30 protein-coding genes are annotated in these 20966 nt (G+C 38.1%); 23 read left to right on the forward strand and 7 right to left on the reverse strand.

The genetic code is table 11. The features are described 5' to 3' along the window. Positions 1 to 32: 32 nt before the first annotated feature. On the reverse strand, positions 33 to 317 hold the full coding sequence (locus tag BANA01_RS26950) for a hypothetical protein (RefSeq protein WP_034674809.1): 285 nt from the start codon (positions 315 to 317) through the stop codon (positions 33 to 35). A gap of 219 nt (positions 318 to 536) precedes the next feature. After that, positions 537 to 803, reverse strand: coding sequence for a DUF3055 domain-containing protein (locus BANA01_RS26955; RefSeq protein WP_034674811.1), 267 nt, complete (start codon positions 801 to 803; stop codon positions 537 to 539). Positions 804 to 1001: 198 nt separating this feature from the next. On the opposite strand from BANA01_RS26955, the gene BANA01_RS26960 reads away from it, so the two are divergent. The 3 genes from BANA01_RS26960 to BANA01_RS26970 all read left to right on the forward strand — a co-directional run bounded on the left by BANA01_RS26960 (position 1002) and on the right by BANA01_RS26970 (position 3574). Further along, the gene (locus BANA01_RS26960; protein WP_235847251.1) at positions 1002 to 2279 is read left to right on the forward strand and encodes an EAL domain-containing protein; all 1278 of its coding nucleotides are present in this window, start codon (positions 1002 to 1004) and stop codon (positions 2277 to 2279) included. Positions 2280 to 2306: 27 nt separating this feature from the next. After that, the gene (locus BANA01_RS26965; RefSeq protein WP_034674815.1) at positions 2307 to 2741 is read left to right on the forward strand and encodes a DUF86 domain-containing protein; all 435 of its coding nucleotides are present in this window, start codon (positions 2307 to 2309) and stop codon (positions 2739 to 2741) included. 68 nt (positions 2742 to 2809) lie between these two features. After that, positions 2810 to 3574 carry a TIGR01457 family HAD-type hydrolase gene (locus BANA01_RS26970; protein WP_034674818.1) on the forward strand — a complete coding sequence of 255 codons (765 nt, stop codon included), beginning with the start codon at positions 2810 to 2812 and terminating at the stop codon, positions 3572 to 3574. Positions 3575 to 3615: 41 nt separating this feature from the next. Here BANA01_RS26970 and BANA01_RS26975 read toward each other — a convergent pair whose 3' ends face one another. After that, positions 3616 to 4116 carry a phosphatidylglycerophosphatase A family protein gene (locus BANA01_RS26975; RefSeq protein ID WP_034674820.1) on the reverse strand — a complete coding sequence of 167 codons (501 nt, stop codon included), beginning with the start codon at positions 4114 to 4116 and terminating at the stop codon, positions 3616 to 3618. A 211-nt stretch (positions 4117 to 4327) separates the two neighbouring features. Between BANA01_RS26975 and yutH the strand changes: the two genes are divergently transcribed. Further along, the gene (gene yutH, locus BANA01_RS26980; protein WP_034674822.1) at positions 4328 to 5338 is read left to right on the forward strand and encodes a spore coat putative kinase YutH; all 1011 of its coding nucleotides are present in this window, start codon (positions 4328 to 4330) and stop codon (positions 5336 to 5338) included. Between the two features lie 45 nt (positions 5339 to 5383). Here the strand turns inward: yutH and BANA01_RS26985 are convergent, their stop codons facing one another. Further along, positions 5384 to 5626 (reverse strand): NifU family protein, encoded by a 243-nt coding sequence (locus BANA01_RS26985; RefSeq protein WP_034674824.1) that lies wholly within the window; start codon positions 5624 to 5626, stop codon positions 5384 to 5386. A gap of 150 nt (positions 5627 to 5776) precedes the next feature. Here BANA01_RS26985 and BANA01_RS26990 point away from each other — a divergent pair, with 150 nt between their 5' ends. Continuing rightward, positions 5777 to 6100: a YuzD family protein gene (locus BANA01_RS26990; RefSeq protein WP_034674826.1), complete on the forward strand. Its 324-nt coding sequence runs from the start codon at positions 5777 to 5779 to the stop codon at positions 6098 to 6100. Positions 6101 to 6137: 37 nt separating this feature from the next. Here BANA01_RS26990 and BANA01_RS26995 read toward each other — a convergent pair whose 3' ends face one another. After that, a complete protein-coding gene (locus BANA01_RS26995) occupies positions 6138 to 7205 on the reverse strand; it encodes an NAD(P)/FAD-dependent oxidoreductase (RefSeq protein WP_034674829.1) in 1068 nt (355 codons plus the stop codon). Positions 7206 to 7415: 210 nt separating this feature from the next. Between BANA01_RS26995 and BANA01_RS27000 the strand changes: the two genes are divergently transcribed. Beyond that, positions 7416 to 7655 carry a YuzB family protein gene (locus BANA01_RS27000; RefSeq protein WP_034674832.1) on the forward strand — a complete coding sequence of 80 codons (240 nt, stop codon included), beginning with the start codon at positions 7416 to 7418 and terminating at the stop codon, positions 7653 to 7655. 114 nt (positions 7656 to 7769) lie between these two features. Next, on the forward strand, positions 7770 to 8135 hold the full coding sequence (locus BANA01_RS27005) for a HesB/IscA family protein (RefSeq protein WP_034674834.1): 366 nt from the start codon (positions 7770 to 7772) through the stop codon (positions 8133 to 8135). A 40-nt stretch (positions 8136 to 8175) separates the two neighbouring features. Here BANA01_RS27005 and BANA01_RS27010 read toward each other — a convergent pair whose 3' ends face one another. Then, complete coding sequence (locus tag BANA01_RS27010; protein ID WP_034674837.1) at positions 8176 to 9174, reverse strand: NAD(P)/FAD-dependent oxidoreductase; 999 nt, start codon at positions 9172 to 9174, stop codon at positions 8176 to 8178. A gap of 346 nt (positions 9175 to 9520) precedes the next feature. Here BANA01_RS27010 and BANA01_RS27015 point away from each other — a divergent pair, with 346 nt between their 5' ends. The 9 genes from BANA01_RS27015 to kapD all read left to right on the forward strand — a co-directional run bounded on the left by BANA01_RS27015 (position 9521) and on the right by kapD (position 16226). After that, positions 9521 to 10738, forward strand: a complete 1218-nt coding sequence (locus BANA01_RS27015; protein WP_034674842.1) for an NAD(P)/FAD-dependent oxidoreductase — start codon at positions 9521 to 9523, stop codon at positions 10736 to 10738. An 82-nt stretch (positions 10739 to 10820) separates the two neighbouring features. Beyond that, on the forward strand, positions 10821 to 11312 hold the full coding sequence (locus tag BANA01_RS27020; protein WP_034674845.1) for an NUDIX domain-containing protein: 492 nt from the start codon (positions 10821 to 10823) through the stop codon (positions 11310 to 11312). A 156-nt stretch (positions 11313 to 11468) separates the two neighbouring features. After that, on the forward strand, positions 11469 to 11597 hold the full coding sequence (locus tag BANA01_RS30095) for a YuiA family protein (RefSeq protein WP_169803757.1): 129 nt from the start codon (positions 11469 to 11471) through the stop codon (positions 11595 to 11597). A 173-nt stretch (positions 11598 to 11770) separates the two neighbouring features. After that, the gene (locus BANA01_RS27025) at positions 11771 to 12094 is read left to right on the forward strand and encodes a YuiB family protein (RefSeq protein ID WP_034674848.1); all 324 of its coding nucleotides are present in this window, start codon (positions 11771 to 11773) and stop codon (positions 12092 to 12094) included. A 134-nt stretch (positions 12095 to 12228) separates the two neighbouring features. Next, positions 12229 to 12846 carry a 3D domain-containing protein gene (locus BANA01_RS27030; protein ID WP_034674851.1) on the forward strand — a complete coding sequence of 206 codons (618 nt, stop codon included), beginning with the start codon at positions 12229 to 12231 and terminating at the stop codon, positions 12844 to 12846. Positions 12847 to 12959: 113 nt separating this feature from the next. After that, complete coding sequence (locus BANA01_RS27035; RefSeq protein WP_034674854.1) at positions 12960 to 14468, forward strand: leucyl aminopeptidase; 1509 nt, start codon at positions 12960 to 12962, stop codon at positions 14466 to 14468. 220 nt (positions 14469 to 14688) lie between these two features. Then, positions 14689 to 14922: a hypothetical protein gene (locus BANA01_RS27040; protein ID WP_034674857.1), complete on the forward strand. Its 234-nt coding sequence runs from the start codon at positions 14689 to 14691 to the stop codon at positions 14920 to 14922. A 125-nt stretch (positions 14923 to 15047) separates the two neighbouring features. Further along, positions 15048 to 15431 (forward strand): hotdog fold thioesterase, encoded by a 384-nt coding sequence (locus BANA01_RS27045; RefSeq protein ID WP_063255454.1) that lies wholly within the window; start codon positions 15048 to 15050, stop codon positions 15429 to 15431. Between the two features lie 174 nt (positions 15432 to 15605). Next, a complete protein-coding gene (gene kapD / locus BANA01_RS27050) occupies positions 15606 to 16226 on the forward strand; it encodes a 3'-5' exonuclease KapD (protein WP_063255455.1) in 621 nt (206 codons plus the stop codon). A 38-nt stretch (positions 16227 to 16264) separates the two neighbouring features. Here kapD and kapB read toward each other — a convergent pair whose 3' ends face one another. Continuing rightward, positions 16265 to 16645 carry a kinase-associated lipoprotein KapB gene (gene kapB / locus BANA01_RS27055; protein ID WP_063255456.1) on the reverse strand — a complete coding sequence of 127 codons (381 nt, stop codon included), beginning with the start codon at positions 16643 to 16645 and terminating at the stop codon, positions 16265 to 16267. A gap of 98 nt (positions 16646 to 16743) precedes the next feature. Here kapB and BANA01_RS27060 point away from each other — a divergent pair, with 98 nt between their 5' ends. The 7 genes from BANA01_RS27060 to BANA01_RS27090 all read left to right on the forward strand — a co-directional run bounded on the left by BANA01_RS27060 (position 16744) and on the right by BANA01_RS27090 (position 20943). Then, a complete protein-coding gene (locus BANA01_RS27060) occupies positions 16744 to 17481 on the forward strand; it encodes a peptidylprolyl isomerase (RefSeq protein ID WP_063255463.1) in 738 nt (245 codons plus the stop codon). 92 nt (positions 17482 to 17573) lie between these two features. After that, the gene (locus BANA01_RS27065) at positions 17574 to 17789 is read left to right on the forward strand and encodes a hypothetical protein (RefSeq protein ID WP_063255457.1); all 216 of its coding nucleotides are present in this window, start codon (positions 17574 to 17576) and stop codon (positions 17787 to 17789) included. A gap of 81 nt (positions 17790 to 17870) precedes the next feature. Next, positions 17871 to 18386 (forward strand): superoxide dismutase family protein, encoded by a 516-nt coding sequence (locus tag BANA01_RS27070; protein WP_063255458.1) that lies wholly within the window; start codon positions 17871 to 17873, stop codon positions 18384 to 18386. Between the two features lie 124 nt (positions 18387 to 18510). Continuing rightward, positions 18511 to 18900: a hypothetical protein gene (locus BANA01_RS27075; RefSeq protein ID WP_063255459.1), complete on the forward strand. Its 390-nt coding sequence runs from the start codon at positions 18511 to 18513 to the stop codon at positions 18898 to 18900. A gap of 85 nt (positions 18901 to 18985) precedes the next feature. Further along, positions 18986 to 20173 (forward strand): alanyl-tRNA editing protein, encoded by a 1188-nt coding sequence (locus tag BANA01_RS27080; protein ID WP_063255460.1) that lies wholly within the window; start codon positions 18986 to 18988, stop codon positions 20171 to 20173. Positions 20174 to 20276: 103 nt separating this feature from the next. After that, positions 20277 to 20654, forward strand: coding sequence for a PH domain-containing protein (locus tag BANA01_RS27085; RefSeq protein WP_063255461.1), 378 nt, complete (start codon positions 20277 to 20279; stop codon positions 20652 to 20654). A 25-nt stretch (positions 20655 to 20679) separates the two neighbouring features. Further along, entirely contained in the window at positions 20680 to 20943 is a 264-nt protein-coding gene (locus BANA01_RS27090; protein ID WP_063255462.1) for a DUF1871 family protein, read from the forward strand. The last annotated feature ends 23 nt before the right edge of the window (positions 20944 to 20966 follow it).

Here is a 20966-nt window from a genome sequence, read left to right on the forward strand (position 1 = left end):
TGTCCGAAGCCAGTGCTGGTTTTCCTGAGGCTTTAGTGTGTATAAGGAGGCTGTTCCTCCTTATTAGGATCGTCATGGGTAGGGTGAGCCCCTTCCATTTGACGAGGGATATCCTGATGAAAGGTTTTATTTTCATAATTAAAGTTGCTATAATACCGCTGACCTTCTTGCCAAGGGGTGCTTTTATTTTGAACAGGCTCATCTTTACGAATTGGAGATCCAAACGGACCATCTGGAAATTCCTCTGCTGTCAGAAAGTCTTTTTGTTTCTCGACATTAGAAAGGTCAAAATAGCTTCTTGACTTTTTTTCAGGCATATCATCACGCACTCCTTTTTATTAATCTAGCTGCAGCGCCTAGGAGCTCGGGTCATAAGCCAATCCGTCAAGAAGGTTAAAAAGCAACCTTCCTGCCGGCTCGTCTTTTGCCTGTCACCCTGTGCACTAAGGAAAGCTCCTTTGAATAACCCTCGCAGGAACAAGCTGTGCTTGTTCCGAAGGCGCCTCCGCCTTTTGTTATTAGTATGTAAAAAGGAATTATATTAATTCTAATAAAAAGGAACGTAATTCTTCTGCGTCCTCTTCATTTAATTGGAAAGCGTATTCTAAATACCCTTCCTCTTTCAAGTCATCCTCACCAATAATGGCAAAACGACTTCCTTGTAAATCGAGTACAAGGTGCTTCCCATAATGACGGTCCGTTTTAACAATGGCCAAATCAAAGCGTTGGTTGTCACCAACAAAGCTAACAAATCGTGTTTTTGTATCTTCTGTATCATCATATAAGAAAAATCGTTCTTTCATGTCATGTGCTCCTTTAGTTGTTTTCTTCACCCTCTTTATATTACCAAATAATCAGGAAATGGGGGAATAGTTGGTGTTAATAGAATATTTCTAAATATTTACTCGAAGAAAAAACGGATTATGTCAAATTGTGTTACAATAAAGTTAATATTGTCGTATCTGTTTCTGAGAGGGATGGAATTGATGGACTGTCGTTACATGAAAAAAGTTAAGAGTGTAATGCAATGGGGAAAGATTTTACCTCTTTCGTCCATACGCTATTATCCTCCTCAATTTACCTTGCGTAATATGGAAGGGGTAAAAAACGCTTTTGAAGCGGGTCATGAGGTAGCGGTAATTGTTTTTAAGTTGAGTAACCTGCATGATTTAATCGAGCAGGCTGACTCGCAACGGCACATTAAATTTTTGAAAAACGTGAAGAAACTTTTTCAGACCGTCGTGGAACAAACTGTTAACCCAAAGGAGTTTATAACCCTACATGATTATTATGGCGAAGAAATTACACTAGTAATTACTGTCGATCACGATAGACATTCTATTTCTAATATTGATATCCTGTTGAAAAAAATAACAGACGAAGTTTCAGAAACCTACTTCAATCAGTATTCCACTGCATATCCAACTTTTGATGTGGGGTATATGTTTATTGATAAGTATGATTATTCTATTCAAAATTCTATCTTTAGGGCGCATAGATTGGCAATTGGTATGGCAGAAAAACGAAAGCAGCTGGAGATCAATGAAATGTTGTTTGCCATAAACAACATTATTACCAAGAGGTCTATTACTTTGTTGGCACAGCCCATTTTTGATGTAGCCACAAAGGAGGTACGTGCCTGGGAGCTTCTTACCCGCGGTCCAAAAGGGACTGCTTTAGAGGCTCCTCTACAGCTTTTTTCTGTTGCAAGGCAAACGGGTCGGTTGTACGAATTGGAAATGATTGTGTTAGAAAAAATTTTTCAACAAGTAAAAGCATCTCGCTGCCGTCAAGATATTTTTGTTAATTGTACTCCGATAACACTAGGGAATATTAAATTTACCAGTGATTTGAAAAAACTACTTCAGAAATATAAGGGGATTTCCCCAAAACAAATTACCTTTGAGGTCACTGAGCGCGATTCAATTGAAGGCTTGAAGAATTTTGTTTTTAATATTAATGTATTGCGGCTAATGGGATTTAGAATTGCGGTTGACGATACTGGAGCGGGTTATGCAAGCTTGAATACGATTAGCGAGCTAATGCCGGATATTATAAAGATTGATCGTTCTGTGATAGAAAATATAGATAAAAACTCCGTAAAAGAGTCAATGTTAAAGGGCTTGCTTCTCGTTGCGAGGGAGGCAGGATCTTTAGTGGTGGCCGAAGGTATTGAAAACCAAGAAGAAGCGTCCGTATTAACGAGAAATAATGTAGATTTAGCACAGGGGAATTTTTATGCCCGTCCCGCTATGTTTTTTGATGAAATCGCAACATAAGTGATTATTTATGAGGAAGTGGATGAAATGTATTTTGTAGACCGCGAAAAGTTGGAGAACACATTGGTGTTTCTAGAAAAGCAAATCAGCCTATTTTCTAATCAGGAAGAGTGGTCAACCCCGATAGAAAAAGCAGCATTAGAACGTATTACGCATCTTATGATTGAATCGGTGTTAGATGTGGGGAATGCAATGATTGATGGTTTTATTATGAGAGACCCTGGCAGTTATGAAGATATTATTGAGATATTAATTGATGAAAAGGTTGTTACCCAGGAAACAGGTACAAGTTTAAAAAGACTTGTCCAGTATCGCAAGGTACTTGTCCAATTGTATACGGAGATTGATCATGAAGAACTCTTCAATCAGTTCTCTGGCCAAATGAATGTTTTAACCTTATTCCCAGAGAATGTCCGAGACTATCTTGAGAATGAACTTGGTCCAGTAACCGCATTTATTTAATAGTTATTAGCGACCGCATTTGCGGTCATTTTTATTTTTCGGATATGATAGATAAGGGAGGGATCAACATGAAAAAGTATAAAGGTTATTTAATTGACCTTGATGGAACGATGTATAAAGGATCAGAGAAAATTGAAGCAGCAGGGAATTTTGTGAGAAAGTTAAAGGAAAAGGACATTCCATATTTATTTGTAACGAATAACTCATCACGAACCCCTGCCCAAGTTGCTCAAAAGCTAAAAGATTTTGATATTCCGGCTGAAGAGGACATCATTTTTACAACGAGTCAGGCAACAGCAAATTACATTTATAGCCAAAAGCCGGAGGCTTCAGTTTATGTAATCGGTGAAGAAGGACTTCGTATGGCTATCGAAGAAAAGAAATTCACATTCGCGACAGAGAATGCAGAGTATGTTGTTATCGGTATCGACCGTGAAATTAGCTATGAAAAATTAGCAGTGGCATGCCTTGCTGTTCGCAATGGAGCTTCCTTTATCTCTACAAACGGAGATATAGCGATACCAACGGAAAGAGGATTAGTCCCCGGAAATGGGTCGTTAACCTCTGTAATTGCGGTTTCAACACAAACCAAGCCAACTTTTATTGGAAAGCCTGAGTCAATCATCATGGAACAGGCCCTAAAGGTATTGGGTACTTCTAAAGAAGAAACACTTATGGTGGGCGATTATTATGATACAGATATATTAGCGGGGATGAATGCTGGCCTTGATACACTGCTAGTCCACACGGGTGTCACTACTAAGGAATTACTTCGGGGCTATGACCGAAAACCTACATATGCCATTGATTCATTAGATCAATGGGAACCGTGAGAAAAGGATGGATTGTTCTCTCCATCCTTTTCTTATTTGATTTATTCGACATGTGCGGCTCGGTGGGCAAGTCTGCTTGAGGCTGCTGCTGCGATTGCACCGATGATATCATCCAAAAATGTATGGCATTCGCCTGTTGATTTATCATTTAACCTAGCCAATATTCCTGGCTTTTGCTTATCGATATAGCCATAATTTGTAAAGCCAATGGATCCGTACACATTAACGATGGAAAGTGCTAGAATCTCATCGACACCATAAAGACTTTCATCTGTTTTAATAATGGATTGGATAGGTTCCTCCAGCATGTTTTTCTCGGCTAACATATCCAGTTGAATTCCTGTTATAATGGCATTTTGAACCTCACGTTTCGAAATGACGCGTTCCACATTGGCAATACAATCTTCCATTTTTAAATTTTCGTGGTATTTCTCCTGCAGGAAATAAACTAAATCAGCGATATCCTGAATTTCAACGCCTCTTTCTTTTATCCATCTTCGTGCAGTTTCTTCTGTTAAATCCATTTTTTTATCTTCTGCCATCCATTTATCACCTTTTCTTTGGAATTTTTTTGGCTATTTCTTAATTTCAACATATGCACGGCATATCGAAAAGGAACGAACGAACCAACACCCTTCTTACAGATTACTCCTATAACGTTTTTCTTATACTTTTATTACGAAAGAAGAGAACAAGTTTTTTGGGCTACTACATATATATGACATAAGAGCAGAAAAGAGAAGAGGTGGAAGGGTGCTTCAAAAATTACTTGAAAATAAATATGGAATACAAGTTGATGAATACGTAAAATTAGACTCTTACGACGCGCTCAGGGGAAATGGCTGGCTTTATTTGGTCGCAAAATCCGACGGCAGGGAAGCTGAGGATATTAATGAACTAGAGAGAATTGCTGAACATTTAAGAACCAACGGGGATGCGCATGTTCCAGCGTTTCTACAAACTATCGAAGGAGAATTGATTACAACATGGGAAGATCATAAATATTGTGTCCTGGGACATCGGCAGATAGATAAACACGCAAAAGTAAAACTAGGGAGAAAGTTAGCCAAATTTCATGAGAGAGGGAAAACGGTTCCATTCAAAATTGAAAGAACAAGTAGAATAGGACAATGGAAGCAATTATGGGAGAAGCGTCTTGATCAAATTGAAAAGGTTTGGAGTGAACAGATGTTTCAAACTCCCGAAGATGATTTTGAACGTATGTTTATTGATTCGTTTCCATACTATATTGGGTTAACTGAAAATGCCATTCAATATTTAGTGGATACGGAACTGGACGATGAGCCGGTAGAATCAGATAGCGGAACTGTGTGTCACGAACGGTTCTCAAATGATTCTTGGGGAGCAAATTATTATATTAAGAACCCATTCGATTGGGTATTTGATCATCGCAGCCGTGACCTCGCAGAATGGACGAGAGAGCGTTATTTTCGTAATACCCAAACCTACCAGATAGATGTAAGACAATTCTTTGCGGAATATCAAAGTATTGCGCCCTTATCCTCTTTTTCATGGCGGTTATTATTTTCCCGTTTAGTATTTCCACTTCATTACTTTGAGTGTATTGAAAATTACTATATAACTAGGTCTGAGCAGGAAAAGAAGCTTTTGGAAGAACAGTTAAGTAAGATGTTAAAGCAATCAACAGAGTATGAGCGTTTTTTGGGCAATTTTTTTCATACCGTTGGTGCACCACTACAACCGTTAAAAATTCCCCCATTAGACTGGCTCCTTATAAGGTAATAAAAAAGCGATTGCTCTTTTTGTCAGCAATCGCTTTTTACTTTATTAAAATACTTGTTCTACTTCAACAACGCCAGGAACTTCTTCTAATAGTGCTCTTTCGATTCCTGCTTTTAGGGTGATTGTTGAGCTAGGGCAGCTTCCGCACGCACCTAGTAAACGAAGTTTAACAATACCATCCTCAACATCAACTAATTCACAATCTCCTCCATCGCGAAGAAGAAATGGACGTAATTTATCTAATACTTCCTGAACCTGCTCAAACATTTCTTGTACTTGTTCTGCCATATTTATCGTCTCCTTCCTACCTTATATTATAATGTCATTGAAGAGAAAAATCCATTCTCATGAAATGGGAATTCGCACATTTGCAACCATATATTTATGTTTAATAGTTTAAATGTTGTAAAATAAAAGAAAAAAGGCAGGATTGATGGGATGACTAATACAGTTGAAATTGTCCTCTATGGTGCAGAACAATTATGTCCGAGTTGTGTAAATTTACCCTCCTCAAAGGAAACATTCGAATGGCTTGAGGCTGCCATTTCAAGGAAGTTTCCTGATCAACCATTCAAAATGACGTATGTTGATATTTATCAACCTCCTCAAGAAAGTGAAAAAGAAGATTTTGCCAAAAGAGTACTTGAAGAAGATTTGTTTTATCCAGTTGTTGTGATTAAAGATAAAATTGTCGGCGAAGGGAACCCGCGATTAAAAACCATCTTTAGTGAATTGGAAAAGTACGGATACAGATCAATATAAAAAGCATTCCGGCTGCTTAGCTGGAATGCTTTTTTAATCATCCGTTATGATACTTGTAGAGCCAGAGCACTCCTGATTTTAACAGTCGGGCTACACGTCCAGTAATCGCTCTGTCTGCCATCATCCCGAAACCATGTTTCTTACCAAGAGAACCAAGAACACCTTTTAGTTTAATCGTTGGGAATTCAACTGGAGGCTCCTCACCATTCCAGCGTTTTTTCAACACTTCCACAATTTGTTCCGCCTGACCTTCTGCTAATTGAGCACTTGGGGCATGTGGAAGACTAGCACAATCACCTAATACAAAAACGTGTTCATCATTCGGTAAGTGATGACGGGGTGTAATAATGAGCCTTCCAGAGCGATCCATTTCTTCTCCTAATTCACGGACAACCTTATTAGCTTGGATGCCAGCAGTCCAAACGATCACATCACATGGAACTGGCTCATCATGATTGTAAAGTAAATTTTCTTCTACTTTAGTAATATTAGAGTTATTGATGATTTCAACATTATTCTTATGAAACCAATTTTCAACATATTTACTTAAACGATCAGGAAAGGCAGGTAGAATGTGTTTGCCACGATCAAATAGTTTTATTTTTAAGTCACTGCGGCTTTCACTTAATTCACTGGCAAGTTCCACACCACTTAGACCAGCACCTACGATGCCAACCACGGATCCAGGTCCTAAATTGTTCAGTACTGAATACGTACGACGGGATTTTTCAATGCTTTGAATGCTGTAAGTGTATTCATCAGCACCTGGTACACCATGATACTTATCTTCACAGCCAAGACCGATGATTAAGTCGTCATAAGAAATCGGAGCAGAATCTTTTAGCAGGACCTTTTTAGTGTCTTTTTCTATTCCTGTAACTTCTCCATATTTAATTTCCAACTGAGGATGTTCTGGAAAAGAAACGCGCAGCTCCTTATCAGAAACAGTTCCTGCTGCTAGGGCATAGTATTCAGTTTTCAAGCAATGGTATGGAACGCGATCAACAAGTGTAATTCTTATATCCTCAGGTAAATGGTTTGGTAGAAGTTCACTCAATATCTTCATTCCGCCGTAACCGCCGCCGAGAATTACAAGGTTTTTCATTTTTTATTCCCCTTTTGTAAACCAGTAATCATGTCAATATTTTAAGTTGTAAATGATAGTAATATAGTCTTAAATCCATTAAAAGTATAGCTGAATTATGACAAAATAACAACACATATGACAATTTTATTGACATTTAGACATGAGACATGGTATTTGACGCAGTAAAAGAAAAATAGTAGGATAATATGATGTGGAGAGGTGATAGCCATGTTTATGCCAATTATTGAATTTTGTATGAGTAATCTTGCCAGTGGTGCCCAAAAAGCCCTGGAAAGGTTAGAAAAAGACCCAAATCTTGATATCATTGAATATGGATGCCTCGGATATTGCGGGAAATGTGCTTCTACTCTTTTTGCACTGGTAAATGGTGAAGTTGTAACAGGCGATACACCGGATGAACTTGTGGAAAATATTTATCAATATTTAGATGAAAATCCAATGTTTTAATAAGGAGGGCCGGAATTCCGTCCCTTTTATTTTATTCTCACAGTTTAATTAGTTGAGTCATTAGTACTCACTGTATATACTATAAGTAGTACCTCAAAAAGGAGGAAAAAACCAATGAGCAATGAAGTGGTTATTTTAACGGAAGCGGCAGCTTTGCATATAAAAGAAATGATGAAACACAATGAAGAAGAAGGTGCCTTATTGCGCGTGAGTGTAAAAGGTGGAGGCTGCAGCGGATTATCGTATGGTATGGGATTTGATCATGAAGTGAAAGAAAATGATCTCCATTTTGAACAGTATGGAATTCAGATCCTTGTGGATAAAGAGGATGCCCCTATATTAAATGGTACGAAAATTGATTATAAGCAATCGATGATGGGCGGGGGATTTACCATCGAAAATCCAAACGCGATTGCCTCATGCGGATGCGGCTCATCATTTAGAACAGCAACAGCAGCAGGTTCACCAGAAGAATGTTAATAAAGAAATAAAAGGCGCCTATAGGGGCGCCTTTTGTTTGTTATTTACCAAACATCGATGAACTGTGAAGCGGCTGGATTTTAGCTTTTGGATCGATAAATGCTTTTGCATTGTTGACAGCCGTAGGCGCTTCACCAAATCCGCAGGCAATCAATTTTACTTTCCCTTCATAGGTACAAATGTCTCCGGCAGCATAGATTCCAGGTACATTTGTTTCCATTTTAGAATTTACGACTATGGAATTTTTCTCAATTTCAAAGCCCCATTCTTTGATTGGACCTAATGAGGAGACAAACCCATAGTTGCAAATTACGGCATCAACATCAATAGCTTCTCGGCCATCTCCATTCACACCTGTAAGAACAACTTGCTTGATACCGCTGTCATCTCCGATTAATTCCGCTGGTACAAAAGGAGTTTTAACGATTACTTTTGAGTTATGCAAGTTCTCAACACTATGCTCGTGTGCTCTGAATTTATCTCTTCGGTGAACAATCGTTACTTCTTTCGCGATAGGTTCTAACATTAATGCCCAGTCCACAGCTGAATCGCCGCCGCCGAAAACGACAACTTTTTGACCTGCAAATTTGTTAAGGTCATCAATAAAGTAATGAAGGTTTTTTCGTTCATATTGTGCAGCACTCTCAAGCTCTAAACGGCGTGGTTGAAATGCACCATTACCTGCTGTAATAATCACTGTTTTTGAATAGTGAACTTCCGAATTGGTTGTTAATTTGAAAGTACCATCCTCTTGTTTTTCCAATTTTTCCACAGATTGCTCTAAAGCAACAGCTGGTTCAAACTTAGCCATTTGCTCTTTTAGGTTATTAATTAGTTCTTGTGCACGGACTTTTGGAAACCCTGCAACATCGTAAATATATTTTTCAGGGTATAGTGCCGATAATTGACCACCTAATTGTGGCAGGCTTTCAATAATTTTTACAGAAGCTTGTCTCATTCCGCCGTAAAAGGCTGTAAATAGACCGGTAGGACCGCCCCCGATAATGGTAATATCATAAACTTTTTGATCTTCTTGCACGCTGTATCCCCCTTACTTATGTAGTAACAGACTCCATTCCTTATAATATCACAAAAACATAAAATCCTCACAACTTTTGGGGAATATTCAGAGTAGTTAATCAAGGAAAAATAAAACTATTTTCACTAAAAATAATCATTTAAACCACTTGATAATGTGAAGAGTTTAGCATAATATGTAATGAGGATAGATGTTAATTTTTTGTGACAAAAAAAGGAATATATTGTGTCTTTATACGTGAATTATATCACAAACTTTTTTCCTCTAAACAAAATAAAAATGTAACAAGCTGAGGAAGATAAGAACAAGTATATTACTCTAAATAAAAAAGGTGGAAGTGATCACTTTGAGAAAGCCAAAAATTGTTATTGTCGGTGCGGGTTATGGCGGGCTTATGACAACTGTAAGGTTGCAAAAGCTTGTAGGTGTAAATGAAGCAGATATTGTATTAATTAATAAGAATGATTATCATTATGAAACTACATGGCTGCACGAAGCGTCTGCAGGCACACTTCATCATGATCGTGTCCGTTATGACATTCGTGATGTGATTGATAGAAGTAAAGTTGATTTTGTACAAGACACCGTTGTTGAAATCAAGAAAGATGAGAAAAAGGTAATCTTAGAAAAGGGCGAAGTCGAGTATGATTACCTCGTTATTGCTCTTGGAGGAGAACCTGAAACCTTTGGAATTAAGGGCTTAAAGGAATATGCATTTGGAATTACAAACGTAAATTCTTCTCGTCAATTGCGTGAGCATATTGAGTATCAATTTGCGACTTATGGAATGGAAGAAGAAAAGAATGACGATCGTTTAGTCATCGTTGTTGGCGGCGCAGGCTTTACAGGTATAGAATTCTTAGGTGAACTAACTAATCGTATACCTGAGCTATGTCATGAATACGATGTAGATTCTCATAAAGTAAAAATCCTTTGTGTAGAGGCAGCACCAACTGTATTGCCTGGTTTTGACCCTGAACTTGTTAACTATGCTGTATCACAATTGGAACGTAAAGGGGTAGAATTCCTAATAGGAACTGCCATTAAAGAATGTACAACAGATGGAATCGTTGTAGCCAAAGGTGAAGAAGAGCCGAGAGAAATCAAAGCTGGAACAGTGGTTTGGGCTGCTGGGGTTCGTGGAAATGCAGTTATTGAAAAATCAGGCTTTGAAGCGATGAGAGGTCGTGTAAAAGTACAGCCAGACCTTCGAGTACCAGGATTTGATGATGTGTTTATAATTGGTGACAGCTCTCTTGTAATCAACGAAGAGATTAACCGTCCTTATCCTCCAACTGCACAAATTGCTATGCAGCAAGGTGAAGTAGTTGCACGTAACATCGCAGCATTGGTACGGAACAAACAGGACCTAGAAACCTTCACATTTGATAATAAAGGAACGGTTTGTTCACTTGGTCATGACGACGCCATTGGAGTTGTGTTCGGCAAAAAGGTTACCGGTGCTAAAGCATCCTTTATGAAAAAAGTAGTCGATAATCGTTCTCTATATATGATTGGCGGCGCTGGATTGGTATTGAAAAAAGGTAAATTTAACGTATTCTAAATATAAAATTTTTAAAGGGGCAGAGAAATCTGTCCTTTTTTGTTACTATATTAAATAAAAAGGAGAAGTAAGGGGGGTTTTTATGAGTAATAAAACAAAACGAGGCAAAGTGTGGTTAGCTGTTGGAGGGTTGGTCAAATCATCTGAAGGGAATTGGCTGGTTGTTAAAAAGCGTTATGGTGGTCTAAAAGGAAAGTGGTCACTTCCAGCTGGATTTGTAGAAGAAGGTGAAACAGCGGATGAAGCAGTGGTTAGGGAAGTAAAGGAAGAAACCGACATAGATTGTGTTGTCAAGGGATTAATTGGGCTAAGAACGGGTGTCATTTCAGACGAAATAAGTGATAATTTGCTCGTTTTTTTACTTGAACCACTTGATGAAGGAAAAATCAAACACCAAGAAAATGAACTGTATGAAGCAAGATTCATTGCGCCTGAGGACCTCCTTCTAGAAAAAGAAGCTTCGATTATGCTGCACTTCCTAATTAAACAAAACATCACTTTTACCAAGCCAGGAAATGATGAACTAAACCCTGGAGATCAGTTTAACTATAGTGCTTATAAATTATTTTTTTAATCTTTAGAAAATTTAAGTCACACTTAGATAATGAAAGAAAACTTATGATGTATCCGTTTTCACTCCTTAATTCGGTTAAATTTCGTCCTTTTCTTTCTGTGAGTTTCTTGGTATATTATCAGAAAATTTAAATAATATTTTAAGGAGCTGATAGAAATGAATACGACTAGTTTAGATACAAGAAATTGTGATTATTGTTCAGGTACCGGATATTTTCAATTACTGCTTGGGGGTTCTGAAACATGTACCTGCTGCGAGGGCTCTGGAAAGAAACAGGAAAAATAGTTTTTCAAGATCCTAAAATGACATAGGGCTAGGCTTCCACGAGAAACTTCGGGAGGCTATTTTTTTTGAAGTTTTTTCCTCTTTCGTATAGCCATAATCTAAGATGTTAGGATTGACTCCTTTTTGGACATTAAGTAAACTTATATTTGGATGTGTGTAAAGGAGGTATTTCCATGCAGATGAGTATTGTGGTTCTAATCATATCGATCTTATTGTTCTTTGTTTTGTTTTTTGGAATTGGTTTTATCTTAAACATGCTTTTAAGGATGTCATGGATTATGGCAATTATTTATCCAATCATTGCTATATTTATTGTTGATAAAGTAAAGTTTATCGAATACATTACTAATAGTAAAATTGCGTTTCAAGAGCTTGGTCAAAAGTTAGGGTCATTAGCAACAGCAGATATCCTAATTTTACTTAGTGGACTAGCAGGGGCAATTGCTGCGGGTGTTACGATTAAAATGTTACGAAAAAATGGATATCAAATGTTTTAAGCTTTTTGCCTGAGATGCTCCACTTTCGGAGTAACTTAGGTAAAAAAGCTTTTTTTTATGAATAGGATTTTACTCCTTTTTGAATAATTCCTAGTTGGATAGGAAATGAATATTTTGGGAGGAGTGAAATTTTAATGAATAACTTTAAAAATTGGACAAAGCGTTTTGCGATGACCGTTCTTTTCCTGATGGCCATATTAGTGACTGTTCAATCCATTACAGGCATTGATCTTAAATTGTTTATTAAACAAATGGTAGAACTTGAAGCTCATGCAGCTTCTAACGCTGCAAGCTCAGAGAAACCTAAAGCGCTAGAGGACGCCTTTGATTGGTCAAAGTATCCGAAAAAAACAGTAATCGCAACAGGATATACAGCAGGTTATGAATCCACAGGCAAAAATGAAAGCCACCCTGAGTATGGAATTACCTATTCAGGTGTCAAAGTAAAACGAGATTTATATTCAACTGTTGCAGCAGACCTTTCTGTTTTTCCGATTGGCACCATTCTATTTATTCCTGGTTATGGTTATGGAGTAGTCGCTGATAAAGGCGGAGCTATTAAGGGAGATAAAGTCGACCTTTATTATGAAACGGTTGAGGACGTTTATAACAAGTGGGGCAAAAAGGAAATCGATGTATATATTATTGAACAAGGGAATGGAAATCTCACAGAGGCAGAGTTACAAGCTTTAAATGAAGATAAATCGATGCAGGTGTTCCGTCAGCAGTTTATTGGTTCAGAGAGAAAATAGTGCAGGCATATAGCCTGCTATTTTTATTGTCTAACGTAAGAGATACTTAGAAAGTCGAAATATATTCATGTTTCCGATATAATGAACAGGTAATTTACACGGAGGTGGAAAACATGTTTGAAGTTAAAAATGAAATTGACCTTTCATCAGGTCATGAGGGATTGATTATTGGACTTTTCGATAAACCAGAAAGGTTTACAGGTATATTAGAGAAGATGGATGACCGATTTGGAGGTCAATTAAGAGAACTTGTCAAAGCCGGTGATATCTCAGCAAAGTTCAAAAATATTAGCAAAATACATAGCTTCGGGAAAATCGGTGCAAAAAGAATATGGTTTGTCGGTCTTGGGAAGGAAAAAGATTTCAACTTTGAAAGGCTATGTGAGGCTTTAGGGAAAACGTTCAAAGCTTTAAAAGCAAGCAAGCTTCAAGAATGTGGTGTTTTTTTGGAATCCTTAACAGCGGGGTCTGTAAGCGGGCAAGAAGCAGCACACGCTGTGAGTGAAGCGGTTACGTTGTCAACCTATCAATTCCACGGCTATAAGCAAAAGTCAAACGAGCCGGAAAAGAGAATAGAAAATATTACTGTCTATTGTGAAAGTATTGATCGGGAAGAAATTCATGCTTCGCTGACAGTAGGCCGCGCTTTTGGAAAAGGAACGAACTCTGCCCGTACACTTGTAAATATTCCAGGAAATCTCCTTACTGCAACGGATATGGCGGAATACGCAAAAGAGCTTGCTTTTAAATATGACTTTGAAATTGAAATACTTGATAAGGAAGAGATTGAAAAGCTGGGTATGGGAGCATTTTTGGCTGTTAACCAAGGATCTACAGAACCTCCGAAGATGATTGTTCTTAAGTACCAAGGGAAAGAGCAATGGAAAGACGTAATTGGATTGGTTGGAAAAGGAATTACCTTTGATACAGGAGGTTACTCTATCAAAACGAAAGCTGGCATTGTAGGTATGAAATCGGATATGGGCGGAGCTGCAGCTGTTCTAGGTGCTATGGAAATTATCGGAGAATTAAAACCGGAGCAAAACGTTGTTGCGGTTATTCCTTCAACGGACAATATGATTTCTGGTAATGCCTTCAAACCGGATGATGTGATCACCTCGATGAGCGGGAAAACTATTGAGGTATTAAATACTGATGCAGAAGGCCGACTCGTATTAGCCGATGCTGTAACCTATGCTAAGCACCATGGAGCGGAATATTTAGTTGATGTGGCGACCTTAACCGGTGGTGTTATTACGGCACTTGGATTACATACATCCGGTGCCATGACAAATCACGAAACATTGTATGAACAAGTATTAGAGGCCTCTATGGAAGCAGGAGAGCCAATCTGGCAATTACCGTTGTTTGAAAAGGATAAAGAACGAGTTAGAAACAGCAAAGTGGCAGATTTAAATAATTCTCCTGGCAGTGAAGGACATGCCATCGTAGCGGGTGCCTTTATAGGTGAATTTACAGAGGGAACTCCTTGGGTTCATTTGGATATTGCTGGAACGTCTACGACGTCTAAGGAACATGATCTTGGTCCTGCAGGGGCAACAGGTGTAATGACCAGGACACTTGCTTTATTTGTTGAGCGTTTTGAGCCAATTGAAAAATAATGTTTAAAGCGATGTTGTACGGTTGATTTTTGCTCTTATAGGAAAATAAATCCCACGAAATTTCACATTTCGTGGGTATTTTGTTTCTATTTCAAGGAGTGACTCTTATCTATATTTGACGAAACGGGCGCTGCCACCTTCTATTTGCCCAACCCATCTGACTTCTTTTTGCATATGAAGTAGTGTAGGCAAGTATAGAGATTAAAAGGAGGTTTGTTGGATGTATCAATATCGAAGTCCGTATCCTGTAAGAGGTCAGAGATTTATTGGTTTTGGGCTGCCGTTTTTAGGCGGTTTAGTGGGTGGACTATTAGGAAGTGCTTTATTTTATCCTCGACCATTTTATGGTGCTGGTTTCGGAGCCCCTGGATTTGGGTATCCAGGATTTGGTTATCCGGGATTTGGGTATCCAGGATTTGGTTACCCAGGATTTGGGGCCCCTGGTTTTTATTAAAATGGTAAAAAACAGCTTTCTAGGCTGTTTTTTCCTTTTTTTTTTACATAGTAAGAGGATATTTTAACTGAAAAAAGAATATATAGAAGGACATTTACCACTGATACTTTCGAAAGGAGAAAAAAATGATTAAAAACACATTAATTGAAACATTAGGTATTGAAATAACGCATTTAGAACGGGGAAAGGTTATTGCAACCATGCCAGTAGATGAAAGAACCCGCCAGCCATTTGGTTTATTACATGGCGGTGCCTCTGTTGCCCTTGCAGAAACAGTTGCAAGTGTTGGTGCATATGAATTGGTTGATAAAGAAACAGAAGGTGCTGCAGGTTTAGAAATTAACGCTAACCATGTTCGTCCGATTACAGAAGGAACCGTAACAGCTATAGGGACGGTCCTGCACCAGGGCAAAACAACAATGGTTTGGGATGTCAAAATTACGGATGAAAAGGACCGTCTTATTTGTATTTCAAGATGTACAATCGCAGTAATTAAATTAAAAAAGTGATATAAAAATAGATGGGATACTTTCCATCTTTTTTTTGGGCGAATTGAAAAAATATTTAAAAAATTTATGATAATTTCGTGATATAATATAAGAAATATAGAGAATTAGTACAATACTTTGTACAGGTTTCTTTATATAATGGTAGTAAGAAGACGTCAAAAAGGTGGTGGAAAAATGAAGGAAAATAGACAAACTATCTTTATTGATTTTGAATTTACCATGCCTGAACGAAATGTTCGTATGAAAGACTTTTTTGCGGAGATTATTGAAGTAGGACTCGTTGCAGTTGTTGATGATCAAATTACAGAGCAATTTTCGTCCTATGTAACTCCTCTTAAATTCCCAGCTCTATCAGAACGCTGTAAATCTTTCTTACATATTTCACAGCAGCAGGTTGATCAGGGAATTTCATTTTATGAACTCGTCCGGAAATTAGGAGAATTCAATAATCAGTATGAAACTACCATTGTCACTTGGGGAAATATGGATATGAAGGTACTAAGGCATAATTGTTTAGAAGCAGGGGTGGCATTTCCGTTTAAAGCAGCCGAATTAGATTTATCTATGGAGTATAAGAGGTTCTTTGGGGACCAGAACCAGACAGGTTTATGGAAAGCCGTACAGGAGTATGGAAAAGAAGGAACAGGAAGGCACCATAGAGCGCTGGATGACGCGTTGACTACTTACAACATATTCCGACTTGTTGAAAAGGATAAACGCTATTTGGAAAAGCCAAAACCAACTACAATCGGTGATCGCGTCGATTTTTCAAAACTATTAAATGAATTCGCATAAAAGGCCAAATCATTCAATCTGATTTGGCCTTAACTTGTTTATTTGAAATAATCCTTTTCAAGGGAAGCAACACTTTTTAGACTCAATTCTGCCCAGTCAGAAGCGTTTTCTGTTAATTCATTTTTCATTTTTTCAACTGCTTGTCTTAATGACGCGAGATAGTCAGGTACTTCCTCCGTGAAAAGTTTGACCATTTGCTTTGGAATATTGGCTTGCTCTCTATATGAGAGAGCTTTTCTTTCGTGGAAAATAAGTACATCCGCTTCTTTTGGATTATGTAAATCTCCTTGCATAGGATGTTTGACAACAGCTAAAACTCTGACTAAATAATGCTGTGGACGAACTTCTGTAATTTCCCCAATATATTTTCCAGTTTTATAAATGCCGGTAACCATATCCCCAATCTGCAATTCTGACAAAAAAACCACCCCTCCATCTTCTTTAACCTATTATATAAAAAACGAAGTGCAAAAAACAAAAATATCGGTTAAATTAATTAAATGGAGGGATGATAGTGATGAAGAAAATGCAATTTTGGTTAGTCTTAATGATCGGTGTGCTTATCTTGGCTGGATGTGGGACAAGCAAAGAGACAAAGGAAGCAGCTCCTAAGAGTACTGCTTCAAAAACGGAGGAAAAGGAAGGGAGCGATCAAGTGGCAAACACAGATTATCCTCAACTTTCAAGCGAGGTATCCGAAAATGAAAAGCTCGTTGAAATTGACACGACAATGGGTAACATTAAAATTAAGTTGTTTCCTGAATATGCTCCAAAAGCGGTAGAAAACTTTGTAACACATGGTGAGGAAGGTTACTATGATGGACTGATTTTTCACAGGGTAATCAATGATTTCATGATACAGGGCGGCGATCCAAATGGCGACGGAACTGGTGGAGAAAGTATTTACGGAGCGCCATTTAAGGATGAGTTCTCAACCAATCTTTTTAATTTACGCGGGGCATTATCCATGGCTAATTCAGGGTCCAATACAAATGGGAGCCAATTTTTTATTGTAACGAAAAAATCAGTAGACCCGTCAATGAAAACGGAAATGGAAAAAGCGGGTTTCCCAAAAGAAATTATTGAGGCTTATGACGAAAGAGGGGGCACACCTTGGCTAGACCATCGCCATACAGTTTTTGGGCAAGTGGTTGAGGGGATGGATATTGTTGATAAAATCTCAGAAACTCCAGTTGATGCCAAGGATAAACCAGAAGAAGATGTAATAATAAAAGAAATTAAGGTATTGAAGTAAAACCTCTGGACTTTTCTAATAATGGCAGGATACACTTTTTATTGCTATAATTAAATCTTTAGTGACATTCCTTTAAAGAAAGGGAGAAAAAGATGATCCAGCCATTTGTATTATCGTTATTTCTTTATTTTCCGGAAGATAAATCTGAATATGGTCCAGCTGCGATTACATTTTTGATTTTTATGATAGGAGCCATATTAACAATGCGGTTCATTATCAAAATTTCAAAGCGGGAAGCGATGAGAGCGAAAGAACTCGAGGAAAAATTAATGTCTGAACAACATAGTCAAGGAAACAGTGAACATTAAGCCACTGTTTCTTTTTTTTTTACATAAAGTACGAACCCGAAGTTGATACTATGACAAAATGTCTATTTTGGGGGGATACTTATGAAGCGAATTTGGATCATCATCCCACTTATATTCCTTACGGGTTGTTTGGAAAAGGATATTACAAAACTTGATGTGAAAATGCTAAATGATAAGGGAGATTCCATCGGTATCGTTAAATTCCAAGAAATATCTAGTGGAGTAAAATTAATCTTTAATTTAAAGGAACTTCCCGCTGGAGAGCATGCCGTTCACATTCATGATAAGGGCATATGTAAGACCCCAGATTTTAAATCGTCTGGCAAGGATTTAAACCCCGATGGTAAAGATCATGGTCTGTTGCACCCAAAAGGTGCCCATTCAGGTGATCTTCCCAATTTAATTGTTGAGGATGACGGAACAGTAAAAGCAGAATTAATCGCTCCTAGTGTAACATTAAAAGAGGGCAAGGCAACGCTGATTAGAAAAGATGGAACTGCCATTGTCATACATGAAGAAAAAGATGATGGAATGACCCAGCCAGAAGGGGAGGCCGGTGATATCATTGCATGTGGTGAAATCTCCAAGGAAAAGTAACGTTGCGTATTTGCCTTTGACACAGCCTATTTATTTAATGTCACTTCTAAAATAGGCCATTTATCTAAGCTTTTCCGAATAGTTTCACATACACTAGCGTGTAGACTGTAAGGGGGAGATTATAATGGCAAGTAGACAATTTTTTGGCGGCTTTTCTGGACAACCTGGTAACCCGCAAATGGGAGGCTATCATCAGGGTTATCCGCAAATGGGAGGCTATCATCAGGGTTATCCGCAAATGGGAGGCCATCATCAAGGTTATCCGCAAATGGGAGGCCATCATCATGGCTATCCGCAAATGGGAGGCTATCAACATGGCTATCCGCAAATGGGAGGCTATCAACATGGCTATCCGCAAATGGGGGGCTATCAACATGGCTATCCGCAAATGGGAGGTTTCCAGCAAGGCTACCCGCAAATGGGAGGCTATCAGCAAGGCTATCCACAAATGGGCGGTTTTCAACAATATAGGAATACAAAGATGAACAAACCAAATGGAAAGTCAAATAAATAAGCCCGAAAATTAGACGGATCAAGCCTGTTTCTTCATAATTGAGGGAACAGGCTTTATTATTAATAAACACTAGGAGAATGCAAAAATGGGAAATAAATTATTTTATCAAGATCCTTACATACAATCGTTTTCATCAAAAGTGATAGTACAAAGAAAAGATGAAAATGGAAATAACTATATTGTGTTGGAACAAACTGCATTTTATCCAACAGGCGGGGGACAACCTCATGATGTTGGAACCATTGAAAATAGTAAAGTTCTTATTGTTGAAGAGGTTGAGGGTGAAGTTCGTCACTACCTCGAAAAAGAACTAGATGATGTAAACGCAGCCGTACAAGGTGTTATTGATTGGGATAGACGATTTGATTACATGCAGCAGCATGCTGGCCAGCATATTGTATCTGCCGCTTTTGAACAGCTATTCGGATACAAGACAGTAGGCTTTCATTTAGGAAATGAGATTGTAACCATTGATCTAGACACTGAGAATCTCTTGGAATCTGAAGCGGCACGAGCAGAGGAACTTTCTAACCAAATCATTATAGAGAATCGGTTGATTGAAACCAAGTGGGTTACAGAAGAGGAGTTAGCTCATTATAATCTTCGAAAAGAAACGAAAGTAAAAGAAAATATTCGACTGGTAATTATTCCGAACTTTGATTATAACGGCTGCGGCGGAACTCACCCAAAAGCCACGGGAGAAGTACAGGCTATCAAAATATTGGACTGGGAGAGGCAAAAGAAAAAGACACGAGTACAATTTGTGTGCGGAAATCGTGTGATTAAACAGCTAGGCCAAAAACATAAGGTACTTATGGAGCTAACGAAACTACTTAATGCTCCAGAAAAAGAAATGCAGCAAGCGGTTAGTCGACTGTTAGAGAATGGAAAAAATGCCGAAAAAAAATTAGAACAATCATTAGAAACAATACTGCAATATGAAGCAAAAAGCTTATTAGCCAAAATGGAGAAAAAAATTGTCAGTAAAGTTTTTCAAAACAAAAGTATTCAGGAACTGCAAAAATTAGCCCGAATGATCATAGAAAAAGAAGAAGAAGCAATCGTATTATTTGTTTCTCATAATGAGGATAGGTTACAGCTAGTGTGTGCAAGGGGATCTGCAGAAAAAAGAAGTATGAAAAAGGTTATGGGAAATGTACTTCCCTTTATAAACGGTAAGGGTGGAGGCAGTGATTCCTTTGCACAAGGTGGAGGGGAAGCGGTGATTTCAGGTGAACAAATGCTGAAGCATTTGGTAGATTTAATCGAATAGATGAGCATATATTTGAGGTTTGGCGTCTTTGTCACGCCTAGCTTTTTATTGTAGGGATTAATCAGTATAATAAAGTTAAAGGTTAGGAAAGGTGTGGGGTAAGATGGGATTTTTTGATGGTATGATGGGAAATGCCTCTGAGGTAAACCAAGCAGAAGCACAAAGGGAGTTTGCAAGAATTCTTGCTAAAGATGAAAGAATTGAAAAAGCGTATAAATTAATTAGGGATTTATTTATATTTACGGATAAACGGCTGATTCTTGTGGATAAGCAGGGGTTAACAGGTAAAAAGGTTGAATACCACTCCATCCCCTATAAAAGTATTACCCATTTTAGCATTGAGACCGCAGGAAGCTTTGATTTGGACGCAGAATTAAAAATCTGGATTTCAGGTAACGCGCTCCCGCTTCAAAAACAATTTAACAAAAACTTAAACATATACGAACTTCAAACCGTACTTGCAGAATATGTTCTAAAATAGATTACCTGGAGCAGGAGAGAATGAAATGGAAAGTGAAATGAAAACGAATCTGCAATTTGTGGACTTATTAAATGAATGGGACCCCTTCAAATTAAAAAATGCCCATTACGACACCGAAATCGCAGATACCATACAAGCGATACATGAATTAGACCAACCAGATAAGCTTGCAAAGAGAATACAAAGTATATACGAATTCTCCTTTGAAAAAACCATTCCTATTGATCAATGCTTAAAAATAGCAAAGAAGTTGCTGGCAATAAAGGATAACGATTCCTGTGCAATATAAACGACAGCGGTATGAACTGACCC

The organism is Neobacillus niacini NBRC 15566 (genome assembly GCF_001591505.1).
GTDB classification, from domain to species: domain Bacteria; phylum Bacillota; class Bacilli; order Bacillales; family Cytobacillaceae; genus Neobacillus; species Neobacillus niacini.